The following is a 26,767-nucleotide window of genomic DNA, read 5'->3' on the forward strand; positions in this document are numbered from 1 at the left end:
CCGGAACGTGCAGACCGACATCGATCCCCGCAGCCTGATCGGCCGCAAGGCGTTCGACCGCAATGGTGCCAAGATCGGCACCGTCGACGAGGTCTACCTCGACGATGCCACGGGCGTCCCGGAATGGGCCGCCGTCCGGACCGGCCTCTTCAGCCGGGACGCCTTCGTTCCCCTGGAACCCAGCGAGATGGTGGGCGACACCCTGCGCGTGCCCTTCGACCGCTCCCTCATCAAGGACGCCCCCGACTTCGGCGTCGGCCGCCACCTCTCCCCCGAGCAGGAGCTCCAGCTCTACCACCACTACGGCCTCGACGTGGCCCTGCCCAGCGACTTCAGCCACGACTTCGGCCGCCTGGCGGGCGACGAGGACTGACGAAGGCCGACGAGAGCCGACAAGATCCGAAAGATGAAGGCCTAGCCGGGCACACCACCACTCCCCACCAGCGGAAGCGGATCGGACGGCTCCAGCTCGGGGTCGTCCACCCGGAAGGTCCGTACCCGGCCCGGCTCCGAGCCGGGCTCCTCGAACCGCACGGTCACCCGCCCGACCCCGCTCCCCTGCACCCACCCGGGCCCGTACACCGTGTGCCGCACATCACTCCCGGCCTGCCACAGCCGCCCGGAGCCGGCGTCGCCCTCACCGGGCGGCGCGCTGCCGCCCTCGGAGTCCACGGCGGCCGGAGCCTGCGCGCCGCCGGGCCGCCCCGCGCCGGGCTCCGCGGCGCCCTGCTCCGGCTGGACCCCACCCTTACCACCGGGCGCTACCGAGCCCTCCGCGTCGGCGACCGCACCCGTCTCCTCGGCCCCTTCGACCCCCTCCGGCCCAGCGGCATCCCCTTCCCCCGCAGCGGTCAGCGTCACGGCGAAGGCGAACAGATCCTCCTGCGTGTAGTCCGCCAGCCCCGTCACGCCCACCCCCAGCAGCCGCACCCCGCCCGTGGTGTCCACCGCCTCCAGAAGCCGCGCCGCGGCCTCCCGCACCACCGCCGGGTCGTCGGTCGGCCCCCGCAGGGTCTCGGACCGGGTCAGCGTCGAGAAGTCGTACCGCCGCACCTTGAGCACGATGGTCCGCCCCGAGTGGCCGGACTCCCGCAGCCGCCGCACGCACCGGTCCGCGAGCCGCTGCACCTCGCCCCGGATCCGGACCCGGTCGTGCAGGTCCACGTCGAAGGTGTCCTCGACCGACACCGATTTCGCGTCGCGCTCGGCGACCACCGGCCGCTCGTCCACGCCCCTGGCCATCCGGTAGAGCCCGACCCCGTGCGAGCGCCCCACCATCCGGACCAGTTCGTCCTCGCCCGCCGCCGCCAGCTCCCCCACCGTGGTGATCCCGGCCCGCCGCAGGTGCTCCCCGGTGGCCGGCCCCACCCCGGGCAGGGTCCGCACCGACATCGGCGCGAGATGGGCCCGCTCGGTGCCGACCTCGATCAGCAGCAGCCCCGCGGGCTTGGCCTCCTCGGAGGCCACCTTGGCCAGCATCTTGGACCCGGCCAGCCCGACCGATCCGCTGAGCCCGGTCGCGGCCATGATGTCGGCCCGCAGCCGTTCCCCGACTACCCGTGCGGACTCCGCGTCGAAGGCGACCCCGCCCGCCTCCAGGTCCACGAAGGCCTCGTCCAGGCTCAGGGGCTCCACCAGCGGCGACAGCTGCCGCAGGAGGGCCATGACGGTGTCGCTGACCGCCCTGTAGAGACCGAAGCGCGGGATCAGGTACGCGCCGTTCGGGCAGAGCCGCCGCGCCTGCGCCGTCGGCATCGCCGAGTGGACCCCGAACCGCCTGGCCTCGTACGAACAGGTGGCGACGACCCCGCGCGGACCGAGCCCGCCGACGATGACGGCCTTGCCGCGCAGGCTCGGCTTCGACGCCTGCTCCACGGACGCGTAGAAGGCGTCCATGTCCAGATGCATGATGGTCGGCGCGGCTCTCACCGCACCGATGCTGCCCTACGCCACTGACAAACGGCCCGAGGCCGTCCGGCCGGGCCCGCCGTCATGGCGGGCCCGGCCGGACGGCCTCGGTACACGAGCTCCTAGACGGCCTAGACCGCCCGGTTGCGCCGCGCGGCCAGCTCGTCGGTGGGGTTGTGCCCGACCACCGTCTCACCGGTGTCCACGCGCTCCCCGTGGAGCTGCGACAGGGCGTTCTCGACATCGCGCCAGACCACGCCGACGGCGATCCCGAAGATGCCCTGTCCGCCCTGGAGCAGGCCGACGACCTGTTCAGGCGAGGTGCACTCGTAGACCGTGGCGCCGTCGCTCATCAACGTCATGCGCTCGAGGTCCGACAACCCGCTGTCGCTCAGGTGCTGCACGGCGGTGCGGATGTTCTGCAGCGCCACCCCGGTGTCCAGGAAGCGCTTGACGATCTTGAGGACGACCACGTCCCGGAAGCTGTACAGCCGCTGCGTGCCCGACCCGTACGCGGGACGCACGCTCGGCTCCACCAGCCCCGTCCGCGCCCAGTAGTCGAGCTGCCGGTAGGTGATGCCGGCCGCGGCGCAAGCCGTCGGCCCGCGGTAGCCGACCTGCTCGGGAGCCGCCTCGCCGCCCTGGGGTCCCACCGACCCCACCGAACCCAGCGGCGCGGGCTCCGGCTGACGGCGCGCGGAGCTCACCGCACCACCGTGCAGCGGGTACGGCCCACCGTCACTCCGTGCGGGGATGCCCCCGGTCGTACCGTCGCCCGTGACTCTCACGCCGACCCTCCGTCCTTGACCTGCCACCTTGAAGGTAGGCAGTCACCAGGGGTGCGTCAACGATCGCCACACTCGGCACGCCGAGTGATAATCACCCTGAGAGTGGTTTCCCGTACCCCATTGCGGGGAAAGGCTACTCGAATGGGCTGCAATCTCCTTTGAGGCTGCGTCCAGGAACGCCCCGAGGACGCCGCTGCCCCGGCTCAGTGCGGGCCGGTGCCGAAGTCCTCGGGCGAGATCTGGTCGAGGAACTCGCGGAACTTCTCCACCTCGTCCTCCTGCTCGTCCGGGATCGCAATTCCGGCGTCGTCCAGCACGCCGTCGCTGCCGTAGATCGGCGTCCCGGTGCGCAGGGCGAGCGCTATGGCGTCGGACGGCCTCGCGCTCACCTCGACCCCGCTGGCGAAGACGAGCTCCGCGTAGAAAACACCCTCCCGCAGATCCGTGATCCGGACTTCGGTGAGTTCCTCGCCGATCGCCTCCAGCACGTCCTTGAAAAGGTCGTGCGTCAGCGGGCGGGCAGGAGCCATGCCCTGCTGCGCGAAGGCAATGGCGGTCGCCTCCCCTGGTCCGATCCAGATGGGGAGGTACCGATCGCCTCCCACTTCACGCAGGAGCACGATCGGTTGGTTCGAGGGCATTTCCACCCGGACACCCACAACGTCGAGCTCGTTCACACAGCAACCCTAGGACCTGCCCGGCCGGTTTGGGTAGTCGGGCTCCCCCAAGGCCGCCCGGAGGAGTCCCCCGCGACTCCTCCGAAGGCCCCCCGGATCAGGGCAGCCGCACCCCGAGCGCCGTCTGCACCAAGGCCTCGTGCAGCCTCACGGAGAGCCCCGCGAGCTCCTTCAAGGTGGCCTCGGCATGTGCCCTGGTCTGCGGGTTGCGGTGGCGGCGCAATGGTGCGACGACCTGTTCGACCAGGCCGGCCTCCCGGTCGGCCGCAGCCTTCATCGCCCGCAGGTGGCGCGGCTCCAGCCCGAACCGGCCGAGATCGGCCACCAGACGGGCCACGGTGACCGCCTCCGCGTCGAACCCACCGCCGGGTGCCTCCGCGATCAGCCCGTACGACTCCCACTCGATGAGCTGTACCTCGTCCACCTCCGCGGCGGCGATCAGCTCGGCCCGGCCCACCCGGGCCACGGTCGACCGCTCCCGGCCCACCTCGCCGTACAGGACCACGGGACTCGTGGGGTCGACGGATTCCCCGTGCGCGGCGGGCGCCGGGATACGGATCTGCTCGCCGCGGGCGAGCGCGTCGAGCTGCTCGCGGATGACCTTCAACGGAAGGTAGTGGTCGCGCTGGAGCCGGAGGATATGGGCGAGGCGGTCCACGTCGTCGGTGCTGAACTTGCGGTATCCGGATGGTGTGCGCCGGGGCTCCACGAGCCCCTCCGCCTCCAGGAAGCGGATCTTCGAGATCGTGACTTCGGGGAACTCTTCACGCAGCATCGTGAGCACCGTGCCGATGCTCACCAGCCGTCGGGCCGAGGCGGCGGTGCCGTTTCCGGCACCGCCTGTCGGGGTGCGCAGCATGGGACCTTCCCTGGGGAGTCCCCCGGACAGGATCCGGAGGAGGGTCAGATGCCCCGCAGGCTCGCGTAGAAGACCAGCCGGTACTTGCCGATCTGCACTTCGTCGCCGTTGTGGAGGGAGACGGAGTCGATCGGTTCACGGTTCACGTACGTGCCGTTGAGGCTGCCGACATCGGCGACGGTGAAGCCGCCGTCGTGGCTCCTGCGGAACTCGACATGGCGCCTGGAGACGGTGACGTCGTCCAGGAAGATGTCGCTCTGCGGGTGCCGGCCGGCCGTCGTCAGCTCTCCGTCCAAGAGGAAGCGGCTGCCGGAGTTGGGGCCGCGCCGCACGATGAGCAGAGCGGAACCCGGAGGCAGTGCTTCCACCGCGGCCTGGGCCTCGGGGGACAGTGAGGACGACACGTGCGTCTGTCCCGACACCTCGGCCTCGTAGGCCTCGAGGCCCGAGATCGAAATGGTGGACGTGGTCTCCGAGGCACGCTCCGGCGTCAGACCCGCCCGCAACGGCGCCCCGCAGTTGGAGCAGAATCGGCTCGCCGCATCGCTGCGGTGCCCGCACCTGCTGCAAATCTGCTCGGCCGACATGGACGGCTCCTCGCGCCGCGGCTGCCCCGCGGAGGCATTGGTGGCATACGGGTCGGGGTTAAACCCTCCACCCGTACTTGAGGTTGATGGTTCACCGAAACCTATGCGTCCGGTACCGGCAGGGTCAACAGTCGACGCGCCCTGTGCGCCCGAAATATCACCCGCGCCCGCAACCTCGTCACGGAAGAGCGGCCGGTCGCCCTGCCCTTCCACGTCTCCATGCCCCGCGCGGTGCCTGGCCGCGCCACTTTCCTCGCGGTTCTTCTTGCCGAACAACTTCTCAAACAACTTCACGGGCGATTCCCCTTGACCGAAACAGACCCGCCCGTGGGGCAGGACGAACTCCGAATGCAACACCTGCCGACCCGGACATTCTCACAACGTCCGTAACCATCAGACAGTTTCCACCACGTACCACGACTTCGGTGCGCCGACCCCCCGCAGGCATTCGCCCGCGTGAGCCGGTCTGCTCTGCGTCCCGCCTCACGGCGATGACGACCGAGCGTAGTCAGGCTGCTTCGCAGCCCGCAAGGCATCCACGACGATCTTCGCCGGTCGTGTGACGGTGACGACCGCTTGCTCCTTCTCCAGCGACTGGACCACGCCGCCCGGAATGTTGAGCGCCGGCTCCAGGTCCTGCGGCTTGCCGATCACCTTGAATTCATAGGGCTGTGTGATCTTCTTACCGTCGATCGCGACCCCGCCGCCCTCGTCCGAGAAATACGAGCCCGCCACGATCCGCACGCCGTTGATCTGGATCGCCTCGGCCCCGGCCGCACGCAGCTCCTGGAGGGTGTCCAGCAGCTTGTCCGACTGCACCTGGTTCTTGGGATCGGAGATCTTCAGCACGATCCCCGGCCCCTGCGCGGCCACCGTACCGGCCAGGATCCCGAGTTGACGTTCCTTCTCGACGGTCTGCTTCCGGGCCTCCTCGGCCTGGTTGGAGCTGCTCTCCAGCTCCCGGCGCTGCTCGTCGAGCTTCTGCTTCTCGTCCTCCAGCCGCTTGGTGCGCCCGTCCAGCTCGTCGAGGATCCGTACGAGGTCCTCCTGACGGGCACCGCGCAGCGCGCTGGAGTCGCTGTTGGACCGTACCTGGATCGCCAGACCGAGCCCCAGGACGAACAGCAGCACCGCGACGATCAGTTGAGCCCGGCTCACCCGCGGCGGCCACAGCCCGGCGGCCAGCCGCTGCCGGCCGGTCTCCTCGGGCTCGGCCGGGGCGTCTCGCGCGACCGGCTCCTCCTGCGGTGGCGGGTTCCACGCCGCGCGCTCCTCGGCCGGACCGGTGGGAGCGGCCGGCTCCTGCTTCGGCGGCTGCCCCGGACCCCTCGGCTCCTCGGGCGGGGTGTCGTTCGTACTCATCGGCCTCACGCCCGGAACACGTGCCGGCGGATGGCCGCGGCGTTGGAGAAGATGCGGATGCCCAGAACGACGACCACACCCGTGGACAGCTGCGAACCGACGCCCAGCTTGTCGCCGAGGAAGACGATCAGCGCGGCCACGACCACGTTGGACAGGAACGACACCACGAAGACCTTGTCCACGAAGATGCCGTCCAGCATCGCGCGCAAGCCCCCGAACACCGCGTCCAGCGCCGCCACCACGGCGATCGGGAGATAAGGCTCCACCACGGCCGGCACTTCGGGCCGGACCAGAAGTCCGACCACCACTCCGACCACGAGGCCCAGTACCGCGATCACGATGCACCCTTCTGCTGCTCTACTGCTGTAGCTGTACGTACGGTCAGGCTCGACGCGGCGGGCAGCCGTACCTCGTCCTCGGGAGACAGGCTGTAGCGGATCCCGTAGCTCTCCTGCAGCACGTGCAGGTACTGGCCGTCCGCGGAGTCCTGGAACGTGGTTCCGAGCCGCTTCTTGTCGCCGATCGCCAGCACTTCGTACGGAGGCACCAACGGCCTGTTGTCGACCAGTATCGCGTCACCGGCGGCCCTGATCGCCGAGAGCGACGTCAGCCGCTGCCCGTTGATCGAAATCGCTTCGGCCCCGGACTGCCACAGCCCGTTGACGATCTTCTGCATGTCATGGTCGCGGAGTCGGCCGGTGTCCGAGAAACCCGTGTTCTCGCGCGGCTTGGAACCGTTGCCCGTGGACGCGCCCTTGGCGTCGTCCACCGTCAGCTTGATCCCCGGCCCGCGCACCTCCGTGGCCCCGGACAGCAGCGCCACGAGCTGCCCCTGGTCACCGCCGTGCTGCTTGAGCGCTTCGCGCTGCCGGTCGGCGACGGTGCCCCGCAGCCTCTCGATGTCCCGCTCCAGGCCGTCCGCGTGCGCGTCGGCCCGGTCGACCCGGTCGATGAGTTCCTGACGCTCCTTGGCCAGCACCGGCGCGGCGACCCGCGCCTGCGCGGCACCCAGCGTGACGACCATCGCGGCGAGCACCAGCCCTGCGGCGAGCCCCAGTTTGGCCTTGAGCGTGCGCGGCAGGCCCGCCGTGCCGTCCGACTCGCGCCGGGCGGAGGCCTCCGCGTAGCCCTCGTCGAGGCTGTGGTCCATCACGTGCGTCAGCAGCGACATGGAAGCGTCCGGGCGCGCGGGAGGCTGCGCCGAACTCCGGTTGTGGGGCGGCTGCGACATGCCGCACATCGTCGCATGTCGGCACCGCACACGCCGAATGCGCCCGTCCGGTGGGCCGGGCAGGGGCTTCACCCCGCCCGGCCCACCGGACTTGCGGACCTACCGCGTTCCGGCGGACCTGTCGCGTTCCGTACGGGGCGCTCAGTGCCCGGCGCCGTCCACCACCTCTGCCCAGCCGTCCAGCAGATCCTGCGCGGACGCGTCGTCGGGACCTTCGGCCCACAGATGGGTGACCGCCTCCGCGGGGTCCGGCAGCACCAGCGCCCACCGCCCGTCGGCCTCGACCACCCGTACCCCGTCGGTGGTGTCCACCTGCCGGTCACCGGCCGCTTCGACGACCCGGCGCATGACGAGCCCCTTCACGGCCCACGGGGTCGGCACGTCCCGCTTGAGCACGTGCGCCCGCGGGATCCTGGCGTCGATCTGGCTCAGGGTGAGCTGTGTCCTCGCCACGAGCCCGATCAGCTGCACGAAGGCCGCCGACCCGTCGAAGACGCTGCTGAACTCCGGGACGATGAAACCGCCCCGCCCGTCGCCGCCGAAGATGGTGTTCTCCGCCCGGCCGACCCGGGTCAGGTCGTCGGGCGAGGTCGTCGTCCACTCCACCTGGGTGCCGTGGTACGCGGCCACCTGCTCGGCGATCCTGGTCGTGGTCACCGGCAGCGCCACCTTGCCGCTGCGCCTCTCGGCGGCCACCAGGTCGAGGAGGACCAGCAGTGCCCGGTCGTCCTCGATGATCCGCCCGCGCTCGTCCACGAGGGAGATCCGCTCGCCCACCGGGTCGAAGCGCACCCCGAAGGCGGCCCGCGAGGAGGCGACGATCTCGCCCAGCCGCACCAGCCCGGCCCGCCGGGATTCAACGGTCTCCGTCGGCCGGGACTCGTCGAGCCCCGGATTGACGGTGAGGGCGTCCACGCCGAGCCGGCCCAGCAGGCTGGGCAGCACGAGCCCGGCACTGCCGTTGGAGGCGTCCACGACCACCTTGAGACCGGAGTCCGCGACCCCGGTGATGTCCACCCGGCGCAGCAGCGAACCGGTGTAGGCGTCGAAGACGCTGCCCGGGAACTGCAGGTCGCCGATCTCGCCGGGGAACGCCCGCCGGTACTCCTGGCGCGCGTACACCCGGTCCAGCTTCCGCTGCCCCTGGAGCGAGAGGTCCGCCCCCCGTTCGTCGAGGAACATGATGTCCACCGAGTCCGGCACACCGGGCGAGGTCCGCAGCACGATTCCGCCGGCGCTGCCCCGGGCGGTCTGCTGGCGCGCCACGGGCAGCGGTACGTTCTCCAGGTCTCGGACGTTGATCGCGCTGGCCTGGAGGGCCGAGATCACGGCGCGCTTGAGCGCCCTGGCCCCTCGGGAGTGGTCACGGGCCGTGGTGACCGTCGCCCCCTTCTTCAGGGTCGTCGCGTACGCACCGGCGAGCCGGACCACCAGTTCGGGGGTGATCTCCACGTTCAGGATCCCGCTGACGCCCCGGGCGCCGAACAGATGCGCCTGCCCCCGGGACTCCCAGATCACCGACGTGTTGACGAAGGCGCCGGCCTCGATCGTCTTGAAGGGGTAGACCCGCACGTTCCCCTGGATGATCGATTCCTCGCCGACGAGGCACTCGTCCCCGATGACGGCCCCGTCCTCGATCCGGGCGGCCCGCATGATGTCGGTGTTCTTCCCGATGACACAGCCCCGGAGGTTGCTGTGCGGGCCGATGTACACGTTGTCGTGCACGACGGCCTTGTGCAGGAACGCGCCGCTCTTGACGACCACGTTCGACCCGATGACGGTGTGCTCGCGGATCTCCACACCGGCTTCGACCTTGGCGTAGTCCCCGATGTACAGCGGCCCGCGCAGCACCGCGTCCGGGCTCACCTCGGCGCCTTCGGCGATCCAGACCCCGGGGGAGATCTCGAAGCCGTCCATGTCGACCTGGACCTTGCCCTCGAGCACGTCGGCCTGGGCCTTGACGTAGCTCTCGTGGGTGCCTACGTCCTCCCAGTAGCCCTCGGCCACGTAGCCGTAGATGGGCCGGCCTTCCTTCATCAGCTGAGGGAAGACGTCACCGGACCAGTCCACCGATACGTCCGGGCTCACGTAGTCGAACACCTCGGGCTCCATCACGTAGATGCCCGTATTGATGGTGTCCGAGAAGACCTGGCCCCAGGTGGGCTTCTCCAGGAACCGCTCGACCTTGCCTTCCTCGTCCACGATGGTGATGCCGAATTCCAGCGGGTTCGGCACCCGGGTGAGGCACACCGTGACGAGTGCGCCCTTCTCCTTGTGGAAGGCGATGAGGTCGGTGAGGTCGAAGTCCGTGAGTGCGTCACCGGAGATGACCAGGAAGGTGTCGTCCTTCAAGGCCTCCTCGGCGTTCTTCACGCTGCCGGCGGTCCCGAGTGGCTTCTCCTCGTTGGCATAAGTGAGCTCCATTCCGAGCTCTTCGCCGTCACCGAAGTAGTTCCTGACGAGTGATGCCAGGAATTGCACGGTGACCACGGTCTCGCTGAGCCCGTGCCGCTTGAGCAGCCTGAGCACGTGCTCCATGATGGGCCGGTTCGCCACCGGCAGGAGCGGCTTGGGCATGCTTGAGGTCATGGGGCGAAGACGAGTGCCTTCGCCACCAGCCATCACGACGGCCTTCATGTCGGAAGAGTCCTCCTAGAGAGACGGCGTCTAAGCCGACCTCGCCCCTCCCGGACGGTGACTGGACCACTCCTGCGCGTCAGTCAGGCGCCGAGCGAGCTCAATCGGCCGTGGCGTCCGCCTTGACCAGCCGGCGGACTTGGACCACGTAAAGGATTCCTGCCCACCAGTAGAGGGTTGTACCCCATCCTGCGAACGCCCATCCGAAAACGGAGCCCGTCCAGGCCAACCAGCCGGTCCCTTCACTGACCAGCAGGAAGGGGAAGGCGTACATCAGGTTGAAGGTCGCGGCCTTGCCCAGGAAGTTGACCTGCGGCGGCGGATAGCCGTGGCGGCGCAGGATCCAGACCATCACCAGAAGCATCAGCTCCCGTGCGAGCAGGGCCGCCGTGAGCCAGATCGGCAGAATCCCGCGGTACGTGAGACCGAACAGCGTGGACAGGATGTAGAGCCGGTCTGCAGCCGGATCCAGCAGCCTTCCGAGGCTGCTGATCTGATTCCAGCGCCGGGCCAACTTCCCGTCGAGGTAGTCACTGACCCCGCTGAGCATGAGAACGGCGAGCGCCCAGCCGTCGTGCTTGGCCAGGATCAGCCACAGGAACAAGGGTACGCCGGCAAGGCGAGCCATGCTCAGGATGTTCGGAATGGTGAAAATTCGGTCGGTCTGAACCCGAGTCTCCTGGACCTCCACCCGGGGGCCTCCACTGACTGTAGAAAAAGCGTCGAACGATGCCCCCTGACCCTACAGGAGGCCTCCGACTGGCCCGTAAACGCAGAAAAGCCCCGTACCAGTTCCCTGGTACGGGGCTTTCTACAATGATTGTTCGGCGGCGTCCTACTCTCCCACAGGGTCCCCCCTGCAGTACCATCGGCGCTGAAAGGCTTAGCTTCCGGGTTCGGAATGTAAACCGGGCGTTTCCCTAACGCTATGACCACCGAAACACTATGAAGTTAACCAACCGGATATGAACACAGTTCGTTACTTCAGAACTAACACAGTGGACGCGAGCAACTGAGGACAAGCCCTCGGCCTATTAGTACCAGTCAGCTCCACCCGTTACCGGGCTTCCACATCTGGCCTATCAACCCAGTCGTCTACTGGGAGCCTTACCCTCTCAAGGAGGTGGGAATACTCATCTTGAAGCAGGCTTCCCGCTTAGATGCTTTCAGCGGTTATCCCTCCCGAACGTAGCCAACCAGCCATGCCCTTGGCAGGACAACTGGCACACCAGAGGTTCGTCCGTCCCGGTCCTCTCGTACTAGGGACAGCCCTTCTCAATATTCCTACGCGCACAGCGGATAGGGACCGAACTGTCTCACGACGTTCTAAACCCAGCTCGCGTACCGCTTTAATGGGCGAACAGCCCAACCCTTGGGACCGACTCCAGCCCCAGGATGCGACGAGCCGACATCGAGGTGCCAAACCATCCCGTCGATATGGACTCTTGGGGAAGATCAGCCTGTTATCCCCGGGGTACCTTTTATCCGTTGAGCGACGGCGCTTCCACAAGCCACCGCCGGATCACTAGTCCCGACTTTCGTCCCTGCTCGACCCGTCGGTCTCACAGTCAAGCTCCCTTGTGCACTTACACTCAACACCTGATTGCCAACCAGGCTGAGGGAACCTTTGGGCGCCTCCGTTACTTTTTGGGAGGCAACCGCCCCAGTTAAACTACCCATCAGACACTGTCCCTGATCCGGATCACGGACCGAGGTTAGACATCCAGCACGACCAGAGTGGTATTTCAACGGCGACTCCACCATGACTGGCGTCACAGCTTCAAAGTCTCCCACCTATCCTACACAAGCCGAACCGAACACCAATATCAAACTATAGTAAAGGTCCCGGGGTCTTTCCGTCCTGCTGCGCGAAACGAGCATCTTTACTCGTAGTGCAATTTCACCGGGCCTATGGTTGAGACAGTCGAGAAGTCGTTACGCCATTCGTGCAGGTCGGAACTTACCCGACAAGGAATTTCGCTACCTTAGGATGGTTATAGTTACCACCGCCGTTTACTGGCGCTTAAGTTCTCAGCTTCGCCACACCGAAATGTGACTAACCGGTCCCCTTAACGTTCCAGCACCGGGCAGGCGTCAGTCCGTATACATCGCCTTACGGCTTCGCACGGACCTGTGTTTTTAGTAAACAGTCGCTTCTCGCTGGTCTCTGCGGCCACCCCCAGCTCAGGAAGCAAGTTCCTTCACCAGTGATGGCCCCCCTTCTCCCGAAGTTACGGGGGCATTTTGCCGAGTTCCTTAACCATAGTTCACCCGAACGCCTCGGTATTCTCTACCTGACCACCTGAGTCGGTTTAGGGTACGGGCCGCCATGAAACTCGCTAGAGGCTTTTCTCGACAGCATAGGATCATCCACTTCACCACAATCGGCTCGGCATCAGGTCTCAGCCTTATATGAGGGACGGATTTGCCTACCCCTCGGCCTACACCCTTACCCCGGGACTACCACCGCCCGGGCTGGACTACCTTCCTGCGTCACCCCATCGCTTACCTACTACAAGTCTGGTTCGTCGGCTCCACCACTTTCCTTTCCCCGAAGGGTCCGGAACGGCTTCACGGACTTAGCATCGCCTGATTCGATATTGGGCGTTTCAAAGCGGGTACCGGAATATCAACCGGTTGTCCATCGACTACGCCTGTCGGCCTCGCCTTAGGTCCCGACTTACCCTGGGCAGATCAGCTTGACCCAGGAACCCTTAGTCAATCGGCGCACACGTTTCTCACGTGTGTATCGCTACTCATGCCTGCATTCTCACTCGTGAACCGTCCACAACTAGCTTCCGCTGCTGCTTCACCCGGCACACGACGCTCCCCTACCCATCACAGCGGGCGTTGGCCCTATTGCTGCAATGACACGACTTCGGCGGTACGCTTGAGCCCCGCTACATTGTCGGCGCGGAATCACTTGACCAGTGAGCTATTACGCACTCTTTCAAGGGTGGCTGCTTCTAAGCCAACCTCCTGGTTGTCTCTGCGACTCCACATCCTTTCCCACTTAGCGTACGCTTAGGGGCCTTAGTCGATGCTCTGGGCTGTTTCCCTCTCGACCATGGAGCTTATCCCCCACAGTCTCACTGCCACGCTCTCACTTACCGGCATTCGGAGTTTGGCTAAGGTCAGTAACCCGGTAGGGCCCATCGCCTATCCAGTGCTCTACCTCCGGCAAGAAACACGTGACGCTGCACCTAAATGCATTTCGGGGAGAACCAGCTATCACGGAGTTTGATTGGCCTTTCACCCCTAACCACAGGTCATCCCCCAGGTTTTCAACCCTGGTGGGTTCGGTCCTCCACGAAGTCTTACCTCCGCTTCAACCTGCCCATGGCTAGATCACTCCGCTTCGGGTCTAGAGCGTGCAACTCAATCGCCCTATTCGGACTCGCTTTCGCTACGGCTTCCCCACACGGGTTAACCTCGCTACACACCGCTAACTCGCAGGCTCATTCTTCAAAAGGCACGCAGTCACGACCGTTATTCCGAAGAATAACGGCGACGCTCCCACGGCTTGTAGGCACACGGTTTCAGGTACTATTTCACTCCGCTCCCGCGGTACTTTTCACCATTCCCTCACGGTACTATCCGCTATCGGTCACCAGGGAATATTTAGGCTTAGCGGGTGGTCCCGCCAGATTCACACGGGATTTCTCGGGCCCCGTGCTACTTGGGAGATTCTTAAGCAAGCCGCTGATGTTTCGTCTACGGGGGTCTTACCCTCTACGCCGGACCTTTCGCATGTCCTTCGACTACATCAACGGTTTCTGACTCGCCGACCGGCCGGCAGACCGATCAAAAGAATTCCCACAACCCCGCATGCGCAACCCCTGCCGGGTATCACACGCATACGGTTTGGCCTGATCCGGTTTCGCTCGCCACTACTCCCGGAATCACGGTTGTTTTCTCTTCCTGCGGGTACTGAGATGTTTCACTTCCCCGCGTTCCCTCCACACTGCCTATGTGTTCAGCAGTGGGTGACAGCCCATGACGACTGCCGGGTTTCCCCATTCGGACACCCCCGGATCAAAGCTCAGTTGGCAGCTCCCCGGGGCCTATCGCGGCCTCTCACGTCCTTCATCGGTTCCTGGTGCCAAGGCATCCACCGTGCGCCCTTAAAAACTTGGCCACAGATGCTCGCGTCCACTGTGTAGTTCTCAAGCAACGACCAGCCACCCATCACCCTCACCTACTAGAAGTGAAGTTCACTGGGGCCGGCATCGCAGAAGATAAGACCTTACGGCCGTACCCTCAGATACCCAACAACGTGCCAAGCACGATCCCCGCCACTCAAACTGTTTTCCACGCCGAAGCAGTACTCACAGAAGGTTTTGGAAACCGTGCCAACTAATCAACGTTCCACCCTGAGCTGACCGTGCAGAACGTTTGTCTGCAATCGGTACTGTGCTCCTTAGAAAGGAGGTGATCCAGCCGCACCTTCCGGTACGGCTACCTTGTTACGACTTCGTCCCAATCGCCAGTCCCACCTTCGACAGCTCCCTCCCTTACGGGTTGGGCCACCGGCTTCGGGTGTTACCGACTTTCGTGACGTGACGGGCGGTGTGTACAAGGCCCGGGAACGTATTCACCGCAGCAATGCTGATCTGCGATTACTAGCAACTCCGACTTCATGGGGTCGAGTTGCAGACCCCAATCCGAACTGAGACCGGCTTTTTGAGATTCGCTCCACCTCACGGTATCGCAGCTCATTGTACCGGCCATTGTAGCACGTGTGCAGCCCAAGACATAAGGGGCATGATGACTTGACGTCGTCCCCACCTTCCTCCGAGTTGACCCCGGCGGTCTCCTGTGAGTCCCCATCACCCCGAAGGGCATGCTGGCAACACAGGACAAGGGTTGCGCTCGTTGCGGGACTTAACCCAACATCTCACGACACGAGCTGACGACAGCCATGCACCACCTGTATACCGACCACAAGGGGGGCACTATCTCTAATGCTTTCCGGTATATGTCAAGCCTTGGTAAGGTTCTTCGCGTTGCGTCGAATTAAGCCACATGCTCCGCTGCTTGTGCGGGCCCCCGTCAATTCCTTTGAGTTTTAGCCTTGCGGCCGTACTCCCCAGGCGGGGAACTTAATGCGTTAGCTGCGGCACCGACGACGTGGAATGTCGCCAACACCTAGTTCCCAACGTTTACGGCGTGGACTACCAGGGTATCTAATCCTGTTCGCTCCCCACGCTTTCGCTCCTCAGCGTCAGTAATGGCCCAGAGATCCGCCTTCGCCACCGGTGTTCCTCCTGATATCTGCGCATTTCACCGCTACACCAGGAATTCCGATCTCCCCTACCACACTCTAGCTAGCCCGTATCGAATGCAGACCCGAGGTTAAGCCTCGGGCTTTCACATCCGACGTGACAAGCCGCCTACGAGCTCTTTACGCCCAATAATTCCGGACAACGCTTGCGCCCTACGTATTACCGCGGCTGCTGGCACGTAGTTAGCCGGCGCTTCTTCTGCAGGTACCGTCACTTTCGCTTCTTCCCTGCTGAAAGAGGTTTACAACCCGAAGGCCGTCATCCCTCACGCGGCGTCGCTGCATCAGGCTTTCGCCCATTGTGCAATATTCCCCACTGCTGCCTCCCGTAGGAGTCTGGGCCGTGTCTCAGTCCCAGTGTGGCCGGTCGCCCTCTCAGGCCGGCTACCCGTCGTCGCCTTGGTGGGCCATTACCCCACCAACAAGCTGATAGGCCGCGGGCTCATCCTTCACCGCCGGAGCTTTTAACCCCCGCCCATGCAGGCAGGAGTGTTATCCGGTATTAGACCCCGTTTCCAGGGCTTGTCCCAGAGTGAAGGGCAGATTGCCCACGTGTTACTCACCCGTTCGCCACTAATCCACCCCGAAGGGCTTCATCGTTCGACTTGCATGTGTTAAGCACGCCGCCAGCGTTCGTCCTGAGCCAGGATCAAACTCTCCATGAATGTTTACCCGTAATCGGGTGCACACGCACTTAGAGCGGGACAGTCATGTCGGAATAAGACCGACCGTCCACTGCGTCCTCGCTGTGTAATTGCCTGCAAGCATCACGGCAGAACCGCGACCTCACAGGTCTTTTTCAAAGGAACCTCATCCACCGAGGTGGACGGGGTATCAACTTTTTGGCGTTGATTTTTGGCACGCTGTTGAGTTCTCAAGGAACGGACGCTTCCTTTGTACTCACCCTCAGTAACACTTACTGGGGCTTTCCTCCGGGCGCTTCCTTCGTTGTTCTTGCGTTTCCGACTCTATCAGAGTCGGTCTCGCTTGTTTTCCGCCTTCCAGGTCCTGCGCTTTCGCGCTTTTCCCTTTCCGGTGAGTCCGACTCTATCAGTCCTTTTCCGTCTCCCTGACCACTCTCCGTTTTGCCGAATAGGCACGCGGAAAGAAGTTGAGATCAAGATCAGTAAAAGAGAGGAGGAGTCCCGTCCATCAGCCGTTCGCGAAATGTTCACGCGGGGCTTCCTGGCGGGAGTCTCGACAGTACAGGTCCGGTGGTGCCCAGGCAAATCGATTCAGGCGTATGGTCCAGTCCGGTGGTCTAGTCCACTAGGTTGTCACCTGACTCGCTCGGGACCTCCGTCACTACCTCTACCAACAGGTGTAGTTCAGACGGAACCGGGACGTCTCATGACTTACCCTTCTCAAAGTACGCCGTCCAGGACAGGTTGTGACGGCGACACGAAGTAGCCCCACCCCTGGGAGGCCCCACATGACCAGCGTGACGTCCCCACTCGCCGGGACCGTTATCGGACTCGCGGCAGTGCCCGATCCGGTGTTCTCCGGCGCGATGGTGGGACCGGGCACCGCCATCAAGCCCGTGCAGGAGCTCTCGGAGGCGGTGGCCCCCGTCGACGGTGTGGTCGTCTCCCTGCACCCGCACGCGTACGTCGTCGTCGACGGCGAAGGCCACGGTGTGCTGACGCACCTGGGCATCGACACCGTTCAGCTCAACGGCGAGGGCTTCGAGCTCCTCGTCAACAAGGGCGACACCGTGACCCGCGGCCAGGCCGTCATCCGCTGGGATCCCGCTGCCGTCGAGACCGCGGGCAAGTCCTCCATCTGCCCCATCGTGGCGCTGGAGGCAACCGCGGACTCCCTCTCCGACGTGGCCGAGCCCGGGGACGTGAAGACTTCGGACGTCCTCTTCAGCTGGAAGTGACGTGTCCGCCTCCATAGGCGAGTCGGACATCCATCGCGGCGGCGGGGCCGTCGCTCAATCGGAGACGGGTGAAATGGAGACAACGCTGCGAGGCGTCGGCGTGAGCCACGGTGTGGCGATCGGCGAGGTTCGGCACATGGGTACGGCGGTTCTCGAGCCGCCGGCCAAGCAGATCAACGCGGACGAGGCGGAGCGCGAACAGGGGCGCGCCCGTCAGGCCGTGGACGCTGTTGCGGCCGACCTGATCGCACGCGGCCAGCTGGCCGGTGGCGAGGCTCAGCACGTGCTCGAGGCTCAGGCCATGATCGCTCAGGACCCTGAGCTGATGGCCGACGTCGACCGTCGGATCGCCGTGGGCAGCACCGCCGAGCGCGGTGTGTACGACGCCTTCTCCCAGTACCGCGAGCTGCTCGCGGGTGCCGGGGAGTACATGGCGGGCCGCGTGGCCGACCTGGACGACGTGCGCAACCGCATCGTCGCGCGCCTGCTCGGCGTGCCGATGCCGGGCGTGCCGGACAGCGACGAGCCCTACGTACTGATCGCGCGGGACCTGGCTCCCGCCGACACGGCTCTGCTCGACCCGGCGCTGGTCCTCGGTTTCGTGACCGAGGAAGGCGGCCCGACCAGCCACAGCGCGATCCTCGCGCGGGCGCTGGGCGTGCCGGCCATCGTGGCGCTTCCGGGCGCCGGCGAGATCGCCGAGGGTACGGTCATCGCCGTCGACGGCAGCACCGGCGACCTGTTCGTGGAGCCGAGCGCGGCGAAGCGGGCCGAGCTGGAGGCCGCGGCCGCCGAGCGCAAGGCCGCTCTCTCCTCGTCCTCTGGTCCGGGCGCGACGTCCGACGGTCACAAGGTGCCGCTGCTGGCCAACATCGGTGGTCCGGCCGACGTGCCGGCGGCCGTCGATGCCGGGGCGGAGGGTGTGGGCCTGTTCCGCACCGAGTTCCTCTTCCTGGACGACAGCAAGAAGGCTCCGACCGAGGAGAAGCAGGTCGAGTCGTACCGCAAGGTGCTCGAGGCCTTCCCCGAGGGTCGTGTAGTCGTACGCGTCCTGGACGCCGGCGCCGACAAGCCGCTGGACTTCCTGACCCCGGCCGACGAGCCGAACCCGGCTCTGGGTGTCCGTGGTCTGCGCTCGCTGCTCGACCACCCGGACGTGCTGCGTACGCAGCTCACCGCGCTGGCGAAGGCTTCCGCGGGGCTGCCGGTCTACCTCGAGGTCATGGCCCCGATGGTGGCGGACCGGATCGACGCCAAGGCGTTCGCGGACGCGTGCCGCGAGGCCGGTCTGCAGGCGAAGTTCGGCGCGATGGTGGAGATTCCCTCCGCCGCGCTGCGGGCGCGCTCGATCCTGCAGGAGGTCGAGTTCCTGTCGCTGGGCACCAATGACCTCGCGCAGTACGCCTTCGCCGCCGACCGCCAGGTCGGTGCCGTCTCGCGACTGCAGGACCCGTGGCAGCCCGCGCTGCTCGACCTGATCGCCATGTCGGCCGACGCCGCCAAGGCCGAGGGCAAGAGCTGCGGTGTCTGTGGCGAGGCCGCTTCCGACCCGCTGCTGGCCTGTGTGCTGACGGGTCTGGGTGTCACCTCCCTGTCGATGGGTGCCGCTTCGATTCCCTACGTCCGGGCGACGCTCGCCAAGTACACCCTCGCCCAGTGCGAGCGTGCGGCTGCGGCCGCGCGCGCCGCGGACAGCGCCGAGGAGGCCCGCGTGGCCGCCCAGGCCGTGCTGTCCGGCGAGTAGTTCAGGAAGACACCGCGCCCGTGAGGGCACCGCGCAGGACGGTGTGCGTTTCGATCGAGGGGCCTTCGCCGGTGGCGAGGGCCCCTCGGCCGTTTCCGGGGCCGCACCCGTTCGGGTCAGTGGTGCGGCCCCGATGTGTCCACTTCGTAGCCGGGTAGGTGTTCGACGCCCGGTTCCGGAGCGACGGGGTCTCCGGTGTCGGCGTCGGTGCAGTAGGCGTTGAAGACGGCCGCCGCGGAGAGGGGTACCAGGCGGCCGTGGTCCAGGCGCCAGCCGTGGACGCGGTCCGGGTGGCCCTCGGTAGCGCTGCGCAGGACCAGTCCCCCGGGTCCGCCGAGGGCCAGGCCCGCGGCGAGGACGGTCACGAAGTCGAGGCCCTCGCGGCCCTCGATGTTTGGCGGGCCCTCGGGGCTCGTGTCCACATGGAGCACGGCCACGAGCTGTTCGGTCTCGGTGGGGACGCTGCACACCAGGTGGTGGTGGCCGGGGCCGGCCCGTCGGACCAGCTGTTCCAGCGCGTCGGCCGCGCGCTCGAAGGAGGCGGTCCCGATGTCCTCCCCGCAGTCGGCGCAGCTGCCCACGCCGGCCAGCAGCGTGGTGGCGTACTCCCAGGTGGCCTGGCGGACGGCTTCGTCGACCAGGAGCGGGACCAGTTCGTCGATGGGCTGGCCCGCGTACGGGAGGCCGGGGCCCGTGCCGGCCAGTTCGGCCGTGAAGCGGGTCCGGGCCTGGGGCGTGTCCGGGTCGAGCCCGTGCTCCGTGCAGTACTCGGCGTACTCCTCGGGATCGAAGAGGGTGACGGTGGTGTGGATGCCCTGGGCCGCGCGGGAGCGGAGCAGGCCGTCGATCTGGTCCAGGTAGTCGCGGTGGTCGTCGAAGGTGAAGCTGCGGTAGCCGAGCATGGCCGCGAAGTCCCCGGCGTCGGCCAGGAGGCCGATGGTGCCGGGGACTTCGCGGCGCAGTGTGCGGCGCCTGCCGGCGCGGGCGCCGCGAGCGGTACGGGCGGGCCGTCCCGCGGTGGTGCCGGTCCTGCTGTCGTTCGAGCGTGGCATCGGGTCCCCCTGAGTGGCGCGATCGCTTGCTCACTCAGAGTAATCACAGCCACTGACAGTGACGCCGGGGTCAGCGCCGGGTGCGGGCGAGCTCCTCGTAGAAGCGCAGGAGGTCGAGGTTGTCGACCGAGCCCGGGTTGACCGCCTTGTCCATCGGGGCGCCCTGGAGGAGGCGCTTGACCGGGACCTCGATGCGCTTGCCGGTCAGGGTGTGCGGGACGCCCGGGACCTCGATGATCTCGTCGGGGACGTGGCGCGGGGAGAGCTCCTCGCGGATCGTCGCCTTGATCCGGGCGCGGAGGTCGTCGTCGAGGACGGCGCCGGGTGCAAGGTGGACGAAGAGCGGCATCCAGTAGCCGCCGTTCGGCTCCTCCAGGCCGATGACCAGGGACTCCTTGATCTCGGGGAGCCGCTCCACGGCCTCGTAGATGTCGGCGGAGCCCATCCGGACGCCCTGGCGGTTCAGGGTGGAGTCGGAGCGGCCGTGGATGACCACGGAGCCGTGGTCGGTGATCGTGATCCAGTCGCCGTGGCGCCAGACGCCGGGGAACATCTCGAAGTAGCTGTCGCGGTAGCGGCTGCCGTCCGGGTCGTTCCAGAAGCGGATCGGCATCGACGGCATGGGGTTGGTGACCACGAGCTCGCCGACCTCGCCGATGACGGGCTTCCCGGTCGGGTCCCACGCCTGGAGGTCCGTACCCAGACAGGCGGCCTGGAGCTCGCCGATGTGGACCGGGAGGGTGGGCACGGCGCCGGCGAAGCAGCTGCAGACGTCGGTGCCCCCGCTGACGGAGGCGATCCAGAGGTCCTCGGCCACCTCGTCGTGCAGCCAGCGGAAGCCGTCGGGCGGCAGCGGGGAGCCGGTGGTCGCCACGCACTTGACCGAGGACAGGTCGAAGTCCCTGGACGGATGGACCTCCGCCTTCCGGCAGGCCATCACGTAGGCGGCGGAAGTCCCGTACAGAGTGGCTTTGGTCCGCTCCGCGATGCGCCATTGGGCACCAGTGTCGGGGAATCCCGGGCTGCCGTCGTAGAGCACGACGGTGGTCCCGGTGAGCAGGCCGGAGACGAGGAAGTTCCACATCATCCAGCCGGTGGAGGTGTACCAGAAGAACCGGTCCCCGGGACCCAGGTCGCAGTGGAGACCGATCTGCTTCAGGTGCTCCAGGAGGATGCCGCCCTGGGACTGGACGATCGCCTTGGGCAGGCCGGTGGTCCCGGAGGAGTAGAGGACCCACAGCGGGTGGTCGAAGGGGACCGGCTCGAAGACGGGCTCGCCCCCCTCCGACGACGCGGTGCCTGCCGTGAGGGCCGACCACTCCAGGGCCCCGGCGGGGGCCGGCGTGCCGAGGAGCGGGATGTGGACCACGGCGCGCAGCGAGGGGAGCTCGGCGCGCAGCTCGGCGACGGTGTCGCGGCGGTCGTGCTCCTTGCCGCCGTAGCGGTAGCCGTCGACGGTGAAGAGCACCACCGGTTCGACCTGCTGGAAGCGGTCCAGGACGCTGCGGGCGCCGAAATCGGGGGCGCAGGAGGTCCAGACTCCGCCGACCGCGGCGGTGGCGAGGAGCGCGGTGACGGCCTCGGGGATGTTGGGGAGGTAGCCGCTGACCCGGTCGCCGGGGCTTACGCCCAGGGCGCGCAGTTCGGCGGCGAGTGCGCCGACCTGGCGGCGGAGCTCGGCCCACGTGACGGTGGTGGGCTCGTGCGTCTCGTCCACGTACAGCAGGGCGGCGTCGTCGGCGCGCGCCGGGTCCTCGGAGGCGCGCAGGGCGTGCTCGGCGTAGTTGAGGGTGGCGCCGGGGAACCACTGTGCGCCCGGCATGGACCGGTCGGCGAGGACCGACCGGTACGGGGTGGTGAAGCGGACCTCGAACCATTCGGCGACGGCCTGCCAGAAGGTGTCGAGCTCGTCGACGGACCAGCTGTGCAGGGCCGGGTAGCCGCCGTCGGCGGGGGCGCCGTGGTGTTCGGCGGCCCAGGCCTGGAAAGCGGTGATCCGGGCCGCGGCGATCCGGTCGGGGCCCGGGGACCAGAGGGGCTCGGAGGGGGTGGCTGCTGCGGTCATGCGTCGGCTCCCGGTCACGTCTGCGGCTCGCGCTTCGTGGGCGTGTCGTGTCGGCTGGTGTGTCGTGTGGTGCGTCGTGTGGTGCGTCTTGTGGTGTTCGTACGGTGTCACCGCGCTCGGGGTGGGCGCGCGGAGGCACACAGGGACGATGCCATGTGATCGACATCCGCACCAGAGCCGTCATGGGCGGTCCCTTGTGATCCTTTTGAGAGTGAACGGCAGTTGAACGCAGCCGTCCCGGGCAGGTGCCGGTGGCAGGGTGGGCGCCATGGACGGTCGTGAGCTGGTACGTGCGGTGAAGGAGCTCGGCAGCGAGCGGGGGAGGCGCGCCTGGCGCTCGGCCTGGCGCAACCGGCGCGTGGACAGAGCGGGGCTCGCACCCCGGGGCGCGGAACGGGCCCGGGTGCCGGGTCTGCTGACCGGTACGGAGCCCCGGCCGGGCGGGGGCGTGCTGCGGTTCGCCCGTTCGGAGCTGCTGGTACGGGTCACCGTGGGCGGGGCGGTGTTCTGGAGCTGGGACGGGGCCGCGCCCACCCCCTCGTACGCCGTGGTCGGTGGCGGGCCGGAGGCCGATCCGCGCGCCGTGCTCGAACCGGACACCGAGGGCGGCTGGCGGGTGGTCTCCGAGCGGGTGACCGTCGCGGTGTCCCGGCACGGGGCGGTGGAGGTGCGCACCCCGGGCGGGACGGTGCTGCGCCGCGAGCTGCCGCCGCGCTGGTGGGAACCGGTGGAGGACGGCGGCGGGCACGGGGCCCGGTGGCTGCTGCGCAGCGAGGTCCCGGCGGACGCGCGGGTGTTCGGGCTCGGCGGGCGGGCGGCGGGGCCCCGGCTCAGGGACGGCTCCTACCGGCTGTGGAACACCGACCCGAAGCACGGGTTCGGCCGGACCGGGGACCCGCTGTACATCACCATGCCGGTACAGCTGGTGGTGGCGGACGCCGGGACGCACCTGGTGTTCCACGACAACACCTGGGACGGGCGGGTGGTGTTGCGGGAGGGCGAGGAGGGGGCCGGATCGGGTGCGGACCGGCCGGGGAGCTGCGAGCTGCGCATGGAGGGCGGTCCCCTGCGCTGCTGGGTGCTGGTGGGCCCGCCCGCGCGGGTGCTGCAGGGCTGGTCGGGGCTGACGGGCGGCGCGGCCGTGCCGCCGGAGTGGGCGCTCGGGTACCAGCACGCGCGGTGGGGGTTCGGGAGCGCGGCGGAGGTGCGCCGGATCGTGGCCGGGTACGCGGAACGGGGCCTGCCGCTCTCGGCCGTCCATCTGGACATCGACCACTACGACGAGCACCGGGTCTTCACGGTGGACCGCGAGCGGTTCCCCGATCTGCCGGGGCTGGCCGCCGAGTTGGCGGACGACGGCGTACGCCTGGTCTCGATCGTCGACCCGGCGGTGAAGGCGGGCGATCCGGTACACGCCTCGGGCCTGGCGGTCGGCGAGCACGGGGCCTTCGTACGGGACGCGGCGGGCCGGGAGGTCCGCGGGGAGGTGTGGCCGGGCGAATGCGCGTACCCGGACTTCACCGATCCGGCCGCGCGGGAGTGGTGGGGCGGGCTCTACGGGGAACGGCTCGCGCAGGGCTTCGCCGGGATCTGGCACGACATGAACGAGCCGGTCTCCTTCGCCCCGTTCGGGGACCGCACGCTCCCCCGGTCGGCGCGGCACGTCCTGGACGGGGCGGGCGGGGACCACCGGGCCGCGCACAACGTGTACGCGCTGGGGATGGCGCGGGCGGGCTGGGAGGGACTGGTACGACTGCGCCCGGCCGAGCGGCCGTTCCTGTTCTCCAGGTCGGGGTGGGCGGGCATGCAGCGGTACGGGGGCACCTGGTCGGGGGACGTGGAGAGCAGCTGGGACGGGCTGCGGGCCTCGCTGGCGCTGGTTTTGGGGCTCGGCCTGTGCGGGGTGCCGTACTCGGGCCCCGACGTCGGCGGCTTCTGGGGTTCGCCCTCAACGGAGTTGTACCTGCGGTGGCTGCAACTGGGTTCGTACCTGCCGCTGTTCCGGACGCACTCGGCGATCTTCGCGGGGCGGCGGGAGCCGTGGGAGTTCGGGGAGGCGACGACCGGGGCGGCCCGGGCCGTGCTGCTGGAACGGGAGCGGCTGCGCCCGTACTTCGTGACGCTGGCCCATCTGGCGCGGCGGACGGGAGCCCCGTACGTGCGGCCGCTGTGGTGGGGGACGCCGGAGGACCGGGCGCTGCGGGACTGCGAGGACGCGTTCCTGCTGGGCGACGCGCTGCTGGTGGCTCCGGTGCTGGAGTGCGGCTCGGACCGGCGGGCGGTGCGGTTGCCGCGCGGCCGCTGGTACGACACGGCGACGGGTGCGGCCTACGAGGGTCCGGGCCAGGTGCTGCTGGACGCCCCCGTGGACCGGATCCCGGTGCTGGCCCGGGCGGGCTCGCTCCTGCCGGTCGCCGCGGCCGACGGGTCGGTGGTCCTGGAGGCCTGGGCGCCGGCGCGGGGCCGTACGGGCGGCGGGCTGGTGGTCCGCGATCCCGGGCCGGGCTTCGAGCCGGGCGAGGTGGAGCGGTACACCGTGCGGTGGGCGGGGGACGCGGTGGTGGTGGAGGACGAGGCGGGAGCGCCGGTGGAGGGCGTGGTGGTGCGGGGGCTCTGAGGAGCGGCCGGATCCGCCGCGGGAGGCGCCCGTAGGAGGCGCCCCCGCGGCGAACCGGGTCCTGCTAGCCGTCGATGCGGTGCGTGGTCCAGAACGAGGTCAGGTCCGTGGTCGTGGCGGCCTGGGCGGCCGCCTTGAACTCGGCTGTGGTCGAGACTCCGTACCAGTGCGAAGTGGCGTAGTCCTTCAGGAGCTTGGCCATGACCGTGTCGCCGAGGACGCGCCGCAGGTCGTGCAGGGCGCACTTGCCGTAGCCGTAGACGACGGTGGAGTAGCGGGACGAGTGGGTGTCCCAGTAGGCCATCGAGTTGGTGATCTTCTCGGCCGACGAGGCCCAGGAGACGCTGTTCCAGCAGCTCGCGCCGGTCTTGTTCTGCGCGAGGTCGGTGGCGTAGTCGGTGAACGACTCGTCCAGCCAGGGGCTGGTGTACTCGTCGTCACCGACGATGCCGTACCACCACTGGTGGGCGATCTCGTGGGTGAGGGCCGTGGTGCTGACCAGGTCGAGGACGAACCCGGGGTACTCCATGCCGCCGAACCAGTAGTTGTTGTCGATCACCGCGTCCAGCTCACCGTACGGGTAGGCCCCGAAGCGGGCGGAGTGGGCGTCCACCGCGGACTTCGCGGTGGTGAGCATCGACTGCGAGTCGGAGGCGCTGATGCCCGAGACGGAGTAGATGTTGACCGGGGTGCCGGAGGCCGAGGTGCCGGAGATCTTGCTGAACGGGCCGGCGGCCCAGGCGAAGTCGCGGACCTTGGTGGCGGTGGCGGTGGTGACGGTGCGCCCGCTGGTTCCCGGGGTGTCGACCGAGGCGCCCGTGGCCGGCACCAGCAGGGAAGTGGGGTGGTCCAGGGTCACCTTGAAGTCGGAGGCCAGCGAGTAGAAGGACTCGCCGTTGTTGGTGTACGGGTCCAGGTGCCAGCCCGCTCCGTCCCGGACCGCGAGCACCGGCAGGGCGTTGCCGACCATGCTGAAGGCCCCGTCGTAGCCGAACCGGTCGGCGCCGCTGGGAACGGTGATCCCCAGGTCGAAGCCGATCGTGGCGCTCTGCCCCTGTGCCAGCGGCGTCGGCAGGGTGATCTGGAGGGCGGTGCAGCCGACGGACAGCGCGCCCGCGGTGCCTCCGGTGACGTTGGTGACGGTGATCGGCATGGCGGCGCAGGTGCCGTGGTAGTTGTCCCACAGCCTCAGGTACACCTCGCTGAGGGCGGTGGCCGAGGCGTTGGTGAAGCTCGCGCTCTCGTGGCCGGTCCAGCCGGTGCCGCTCGCGTTGCTGCTCAGGTCGACGGTGTACGCGGGCGTCGCCGGAGTGCGCGCGTTGTCCGCGGGCGGGACGGTTCCGCCGGAGGTGTCGAGGGCGATGTCGTCGACGACGAAGCTCGTCTGGAGGCTGGAGTCCTCGGTGCCGGTGAAGGCGACGCTGACGGTCTGGCCCGCGAACGCCGATACGTCGAAGGACTTCTGGACGTAGCCGGTGTTCTTGTCGAGGTTCGAGTACGTCGCCAGCGTCGTGGTGCCGATCTTCGCCGTCAGTTTGTCGTACTTCGTGGACGTGGTGGTCTCGGCGGTGCCGATGTGGAGCCAGAAGGTCAGGGTGGCGGTGCTGCAGCCGGAGGGGATCGTGACGCTCTGGGAGAGGGTGTCGGTGTGGGTGCTGCCGACTCCGTTCAGCCAGGCGAAGTAGGTGCCGCCGTGGGCGGTCTGGCCGGCGCGGTTGGTGATCACGCTGGTCTGGGACTGGGTCCAGGGTGAAGTACCGCTCTCGAAGCCGCCGTTGCCGACCACTTGGGTCGGCGTGCAGGCGGCGGGTGCGGCGGGTGCGGCCGGGGCCGCTGCCGCCGAGGTGGCGGGAAGTGCGGCGGCGATCAGCGCGGCGATGGCGAAAGCGCTCGCGGCGAGGACCTTGTGGGGGGTTGATCTCACACGAAACTCCTTTGAGGCGGCCGGGATTCCGGCCTGCTCGGTGGCTGCCCGGCCGACCTGGGTGCGCCGGATGGCAGCCGCGGGGGTGACGGCTGCCGGAAGCCTGGCAGATTTGACCGGAGCATGCCATCAGAGTTCGGTAAAGGTGTT

General features: G+C 67.7%; 17 protein-coding genes and 3 rRNA genes. 4 read left to right on the forward strand and 16 right to left on the reverse strand.

Going from position 1 to position 26,767, the window contains the following annotated elements; genetic code table 11:
* The first annotated feature begins 7 nt into the window (after window positions 1-7).
* Entirely contained in the window at window positions 8-373 is a 366-nt protein-coding gene (locus tag AC3IYJ_RS06960) for a PRC-barrel domain-containing protein (RefSeq protein ID WP_489400466.1), read from the forward strand.
* A 41-nt stretch (window positions 374-414) separates the two neighbouring features.
* Here the strand turns inward: AC3IYJ_RS06960 and AC3IYJ_RS06965 are convergent, their stop codons facing one another.
* The 13 genes from AC3IYJ_RS06965 to AC3IYJ_RS07025 all read right to left on the reverse strand — a co-directional run bounded on the left by AC3IYJ_RS06965 (window position 415) and on the right by AC3IYJ_RS07025 (window position 15,998).
* Window positions 415-1,929 (reverse strand): DNA polymerase IV, encoded by a 1,515-nt coding sequence (locus AC3IYJ_RS06965; protein ID WP_489400467.1) that lies wholly within the window; start codon window positions 1,927-1,929, stop codon window positions 415-417.
* A 110-nt stretch (window positions 1,930-2,039) separates the two neighbouring features.
* Window positions 2,040-2,696 (reverse strand): MerR family transcriptional regulator, encoded by a 657-nt coding sequence (locus AC3IYJ_RS06970; protein WP_489400468.1) that lies wholly within the window; start codon window positions 2,694-2,696, stop codon window positions 2,040-2,042.
* Window positions 2,697-2,899: 203 nt separating this feature from the next.
* On the reverse strand, window positions 2,900-3,373 hold the full coding sequence (locus AC3IYJ_RS06975) for a bifunctional nuclease family protein (RefSeq protein WP_330295267.1): 474 nt from the start codon (window positions 3,371-3,373) through the stop codon (window positions 2,900-2,902).
* Window positions 3,374-3,470: 97 nt separating this feature from the next.
* Entirely contained in the window at window positions 3,471-4,232 is a 762-nt protein-coding gene (gene ftsR / locus AC3IYJ_RS06980; RefSeq protein WP_489400469.1) for a transcriptional regulator FtsR, read from the reverse strand.
* Window positions 4,233-4,276: 44 nt separating this feature from the next.
* Window positions 4,277-5,113: an FHA domain-containing protein gene (locus tag AC3IYJ_RS06985; protein ID WP_489400470.1), complete on the reverse strand. Its 837-nt coding sequence runs from the start codon at window positions 5,111-5,113 to the stop codon at window positions 4,277-4,279.
* Window positions 5,114-5,302: 189 nt separating this feature from the next.
* Complete coding sequence (locus AC3IYJ_RS06990) at window positions 5,303-6,181, reverse strand: DUF881 domain-containing protein (protein WP_489400471.1); 879 nt, start codon at window positions 6,179-6,181, stop codon at window positions 5,303-5,305.
* 5 nt (window positions 6,182-6,186) lie between these two features.
* Window positions 6,187-6,519: a small basic family protein gene (locus tag AC3IYJ_RS06995; RefSeq protein ID WP_112452698.1), complete on the reverse strand. Its 333-nt coding sequence runs from the start codon at window positions 6,517-6,519 to the stop codon at window positions 6,187-6,189.
* Window positions 6,516-7,421, reverse strand: coding sequence for a DUF881 domain-containing protein (locus tag AC3IYJ_RS07000; RefSeq protein ID WP_489400472.1), 906 nt, complete (start codon window positions 7,419-7,421; stop codon window positions 6,516-6,518). Before AC3IYJ_RS07000 ends, AC3IYJ_RS06995 begins: the two co-directional genes overlap by 4 nt.
* A 132-nt stretch (window positions 7,422-7,553) precedes the next feature.
* Entirely contained in the window at window positions 7,554-10,049 is a 2,496-nt protein-coding gene (locus AC3IYJ_RS07005) for a sugar phosphate nucleotidyltransferase (protein WP_489400473.1), read from the reverse strand.
* Window positions 10,050-10,149: 100 nt separating this feature from the next.
* The gene (gene clsA, locus AC3IYJ_RS07010) at window positions 10,150-10,740 is read right to left on the reverse strand and encodes a cardiolipin synthase ClsA (RefSeq protein WP_384663848.1); all 591 of its coding nucleotides are present in this window, start codon (window positions 10,738-10,740) and stop codon (window positions 10,150-10,152) included.
* Between the two features lie 131 nt (window positions 10,741-10,871).
* Window positions 10,872-10,989: ribosomal RNA gene (gene rrf / locus AC3IYJ_RS07015) — 5S ribosomal RNA — on the reverse strand.
* A 74-nt stretch (window positions 10,990-11,063) separates the two neighbouring features.
* Window positions 11,064-14,187 (reverse strand): 23S ribosomal RNA (locus AC3IYJ_RS07020).
* A 286-nt stretch (window positions 14,188-14,473) separates the two neighbouring features.
* Window positions 14,474-15,998: ribosomal RNA gene (locus tag AC3IYJ_RS07025) — 16S ribosomal RNA — on the reverse strand.
* The 16S, 23S and 5S rRNA genes sit together here, the layout of an rRNA operon.
* Window positions 15,999-16,765: 767 nt before the next feature.
* On the opposite strand from AC3IYJ_RS07025, the gene AC3IYJ_RS07030 reads away from it, so the two are divergent.
* On the forward strand, window positions 16,766-17,215 hold the full coding sequence (locus AC3IYJ_RS07030) for a PTS sugar transporter subunit IIA (protein ID WP_489400474.1): 450 nt from the start codon (window positions 16,766-16,768) through the stop codon (window positions 17,213-17,215).
* Window positions 17,216-17,288: 73 nt separating this feature from the next.
* A complete protein-coding gene (gene ptsP / locus AC3IYJ_RS07035) occupies window positions 17,289-18,959 on the forward strand; it encodes a phosphoenolpyruvate--protein phosphotransferase (RefSeq protein ID WP_489400475.1) in 1,671 nt (556 codons plus the stop codon).
* A 116-nt stretch (window positions 18,960-19,075) separates the two neighbouring features.
* Here the strand turns inward: ptsP and AC3IYJ_RS07040 are convergent, their stop codons facing one another.
* A complete protein-coding gene (locus AC3IYJ_RS07040; RefSeq protein ID WP_489400476.1) occupies window positions 19,076-20,011 on the reverse strand; it encodes a DUF8829 domain-containing protein in 936 nt (311 codons plus the stop codon).
* A gap of 70 nt (window positions 20,012-20,081) precedes the next feature.
* A complete protein-coding gene (locus AC3IYJ_RS07045; protein ID WP_489400477.1) occupies window positions 20,082-22,076 on the reverse strand; it encodes an acetoacetate--CoA ligase in 1,995 nt (664 codons plus the stop codon).
* Window positions 22,077-22,344: 268 nt separating this feature from the next.
* Here AC3IYJ_RS07045 and AC3IYJ_RS07050 point away from each other — a divergent pair, with 268 nt between their 5' ends.
* Entirely contained in the window at window positions 22,345-24,693 is a 2,349-nt protein-coding gene (locus tag AC3IYJ_RS07050) for a glycoside hydrolase family 31 protein (protein ID WP_489400478.1), read from the forward strand.
* Between the two features lie 64 nt (window positions 24,694-24,757).
* Here the strand turns inward: AC3IYJ_RS07050 and AC3IYJ_RS07055 are convergent, their stop codons facing one another.
* On the reverse strand, window positions 24,758-26,617 hold the full coding sequence (locus tag AC3IYJ_RS07055; protein ID WP_489400479.1) for a M1 family metallopeptidase: 1,860 nt from the start codon (window positions 26,615-26,617) through the stop codon (window positions 24,758-24,760).
* Window positions 26,618-26,767: the final 150 nt, after the last annotated feature.

Source organism: Streptomyces sp. GL_140 (assembly GCF_057834465.1).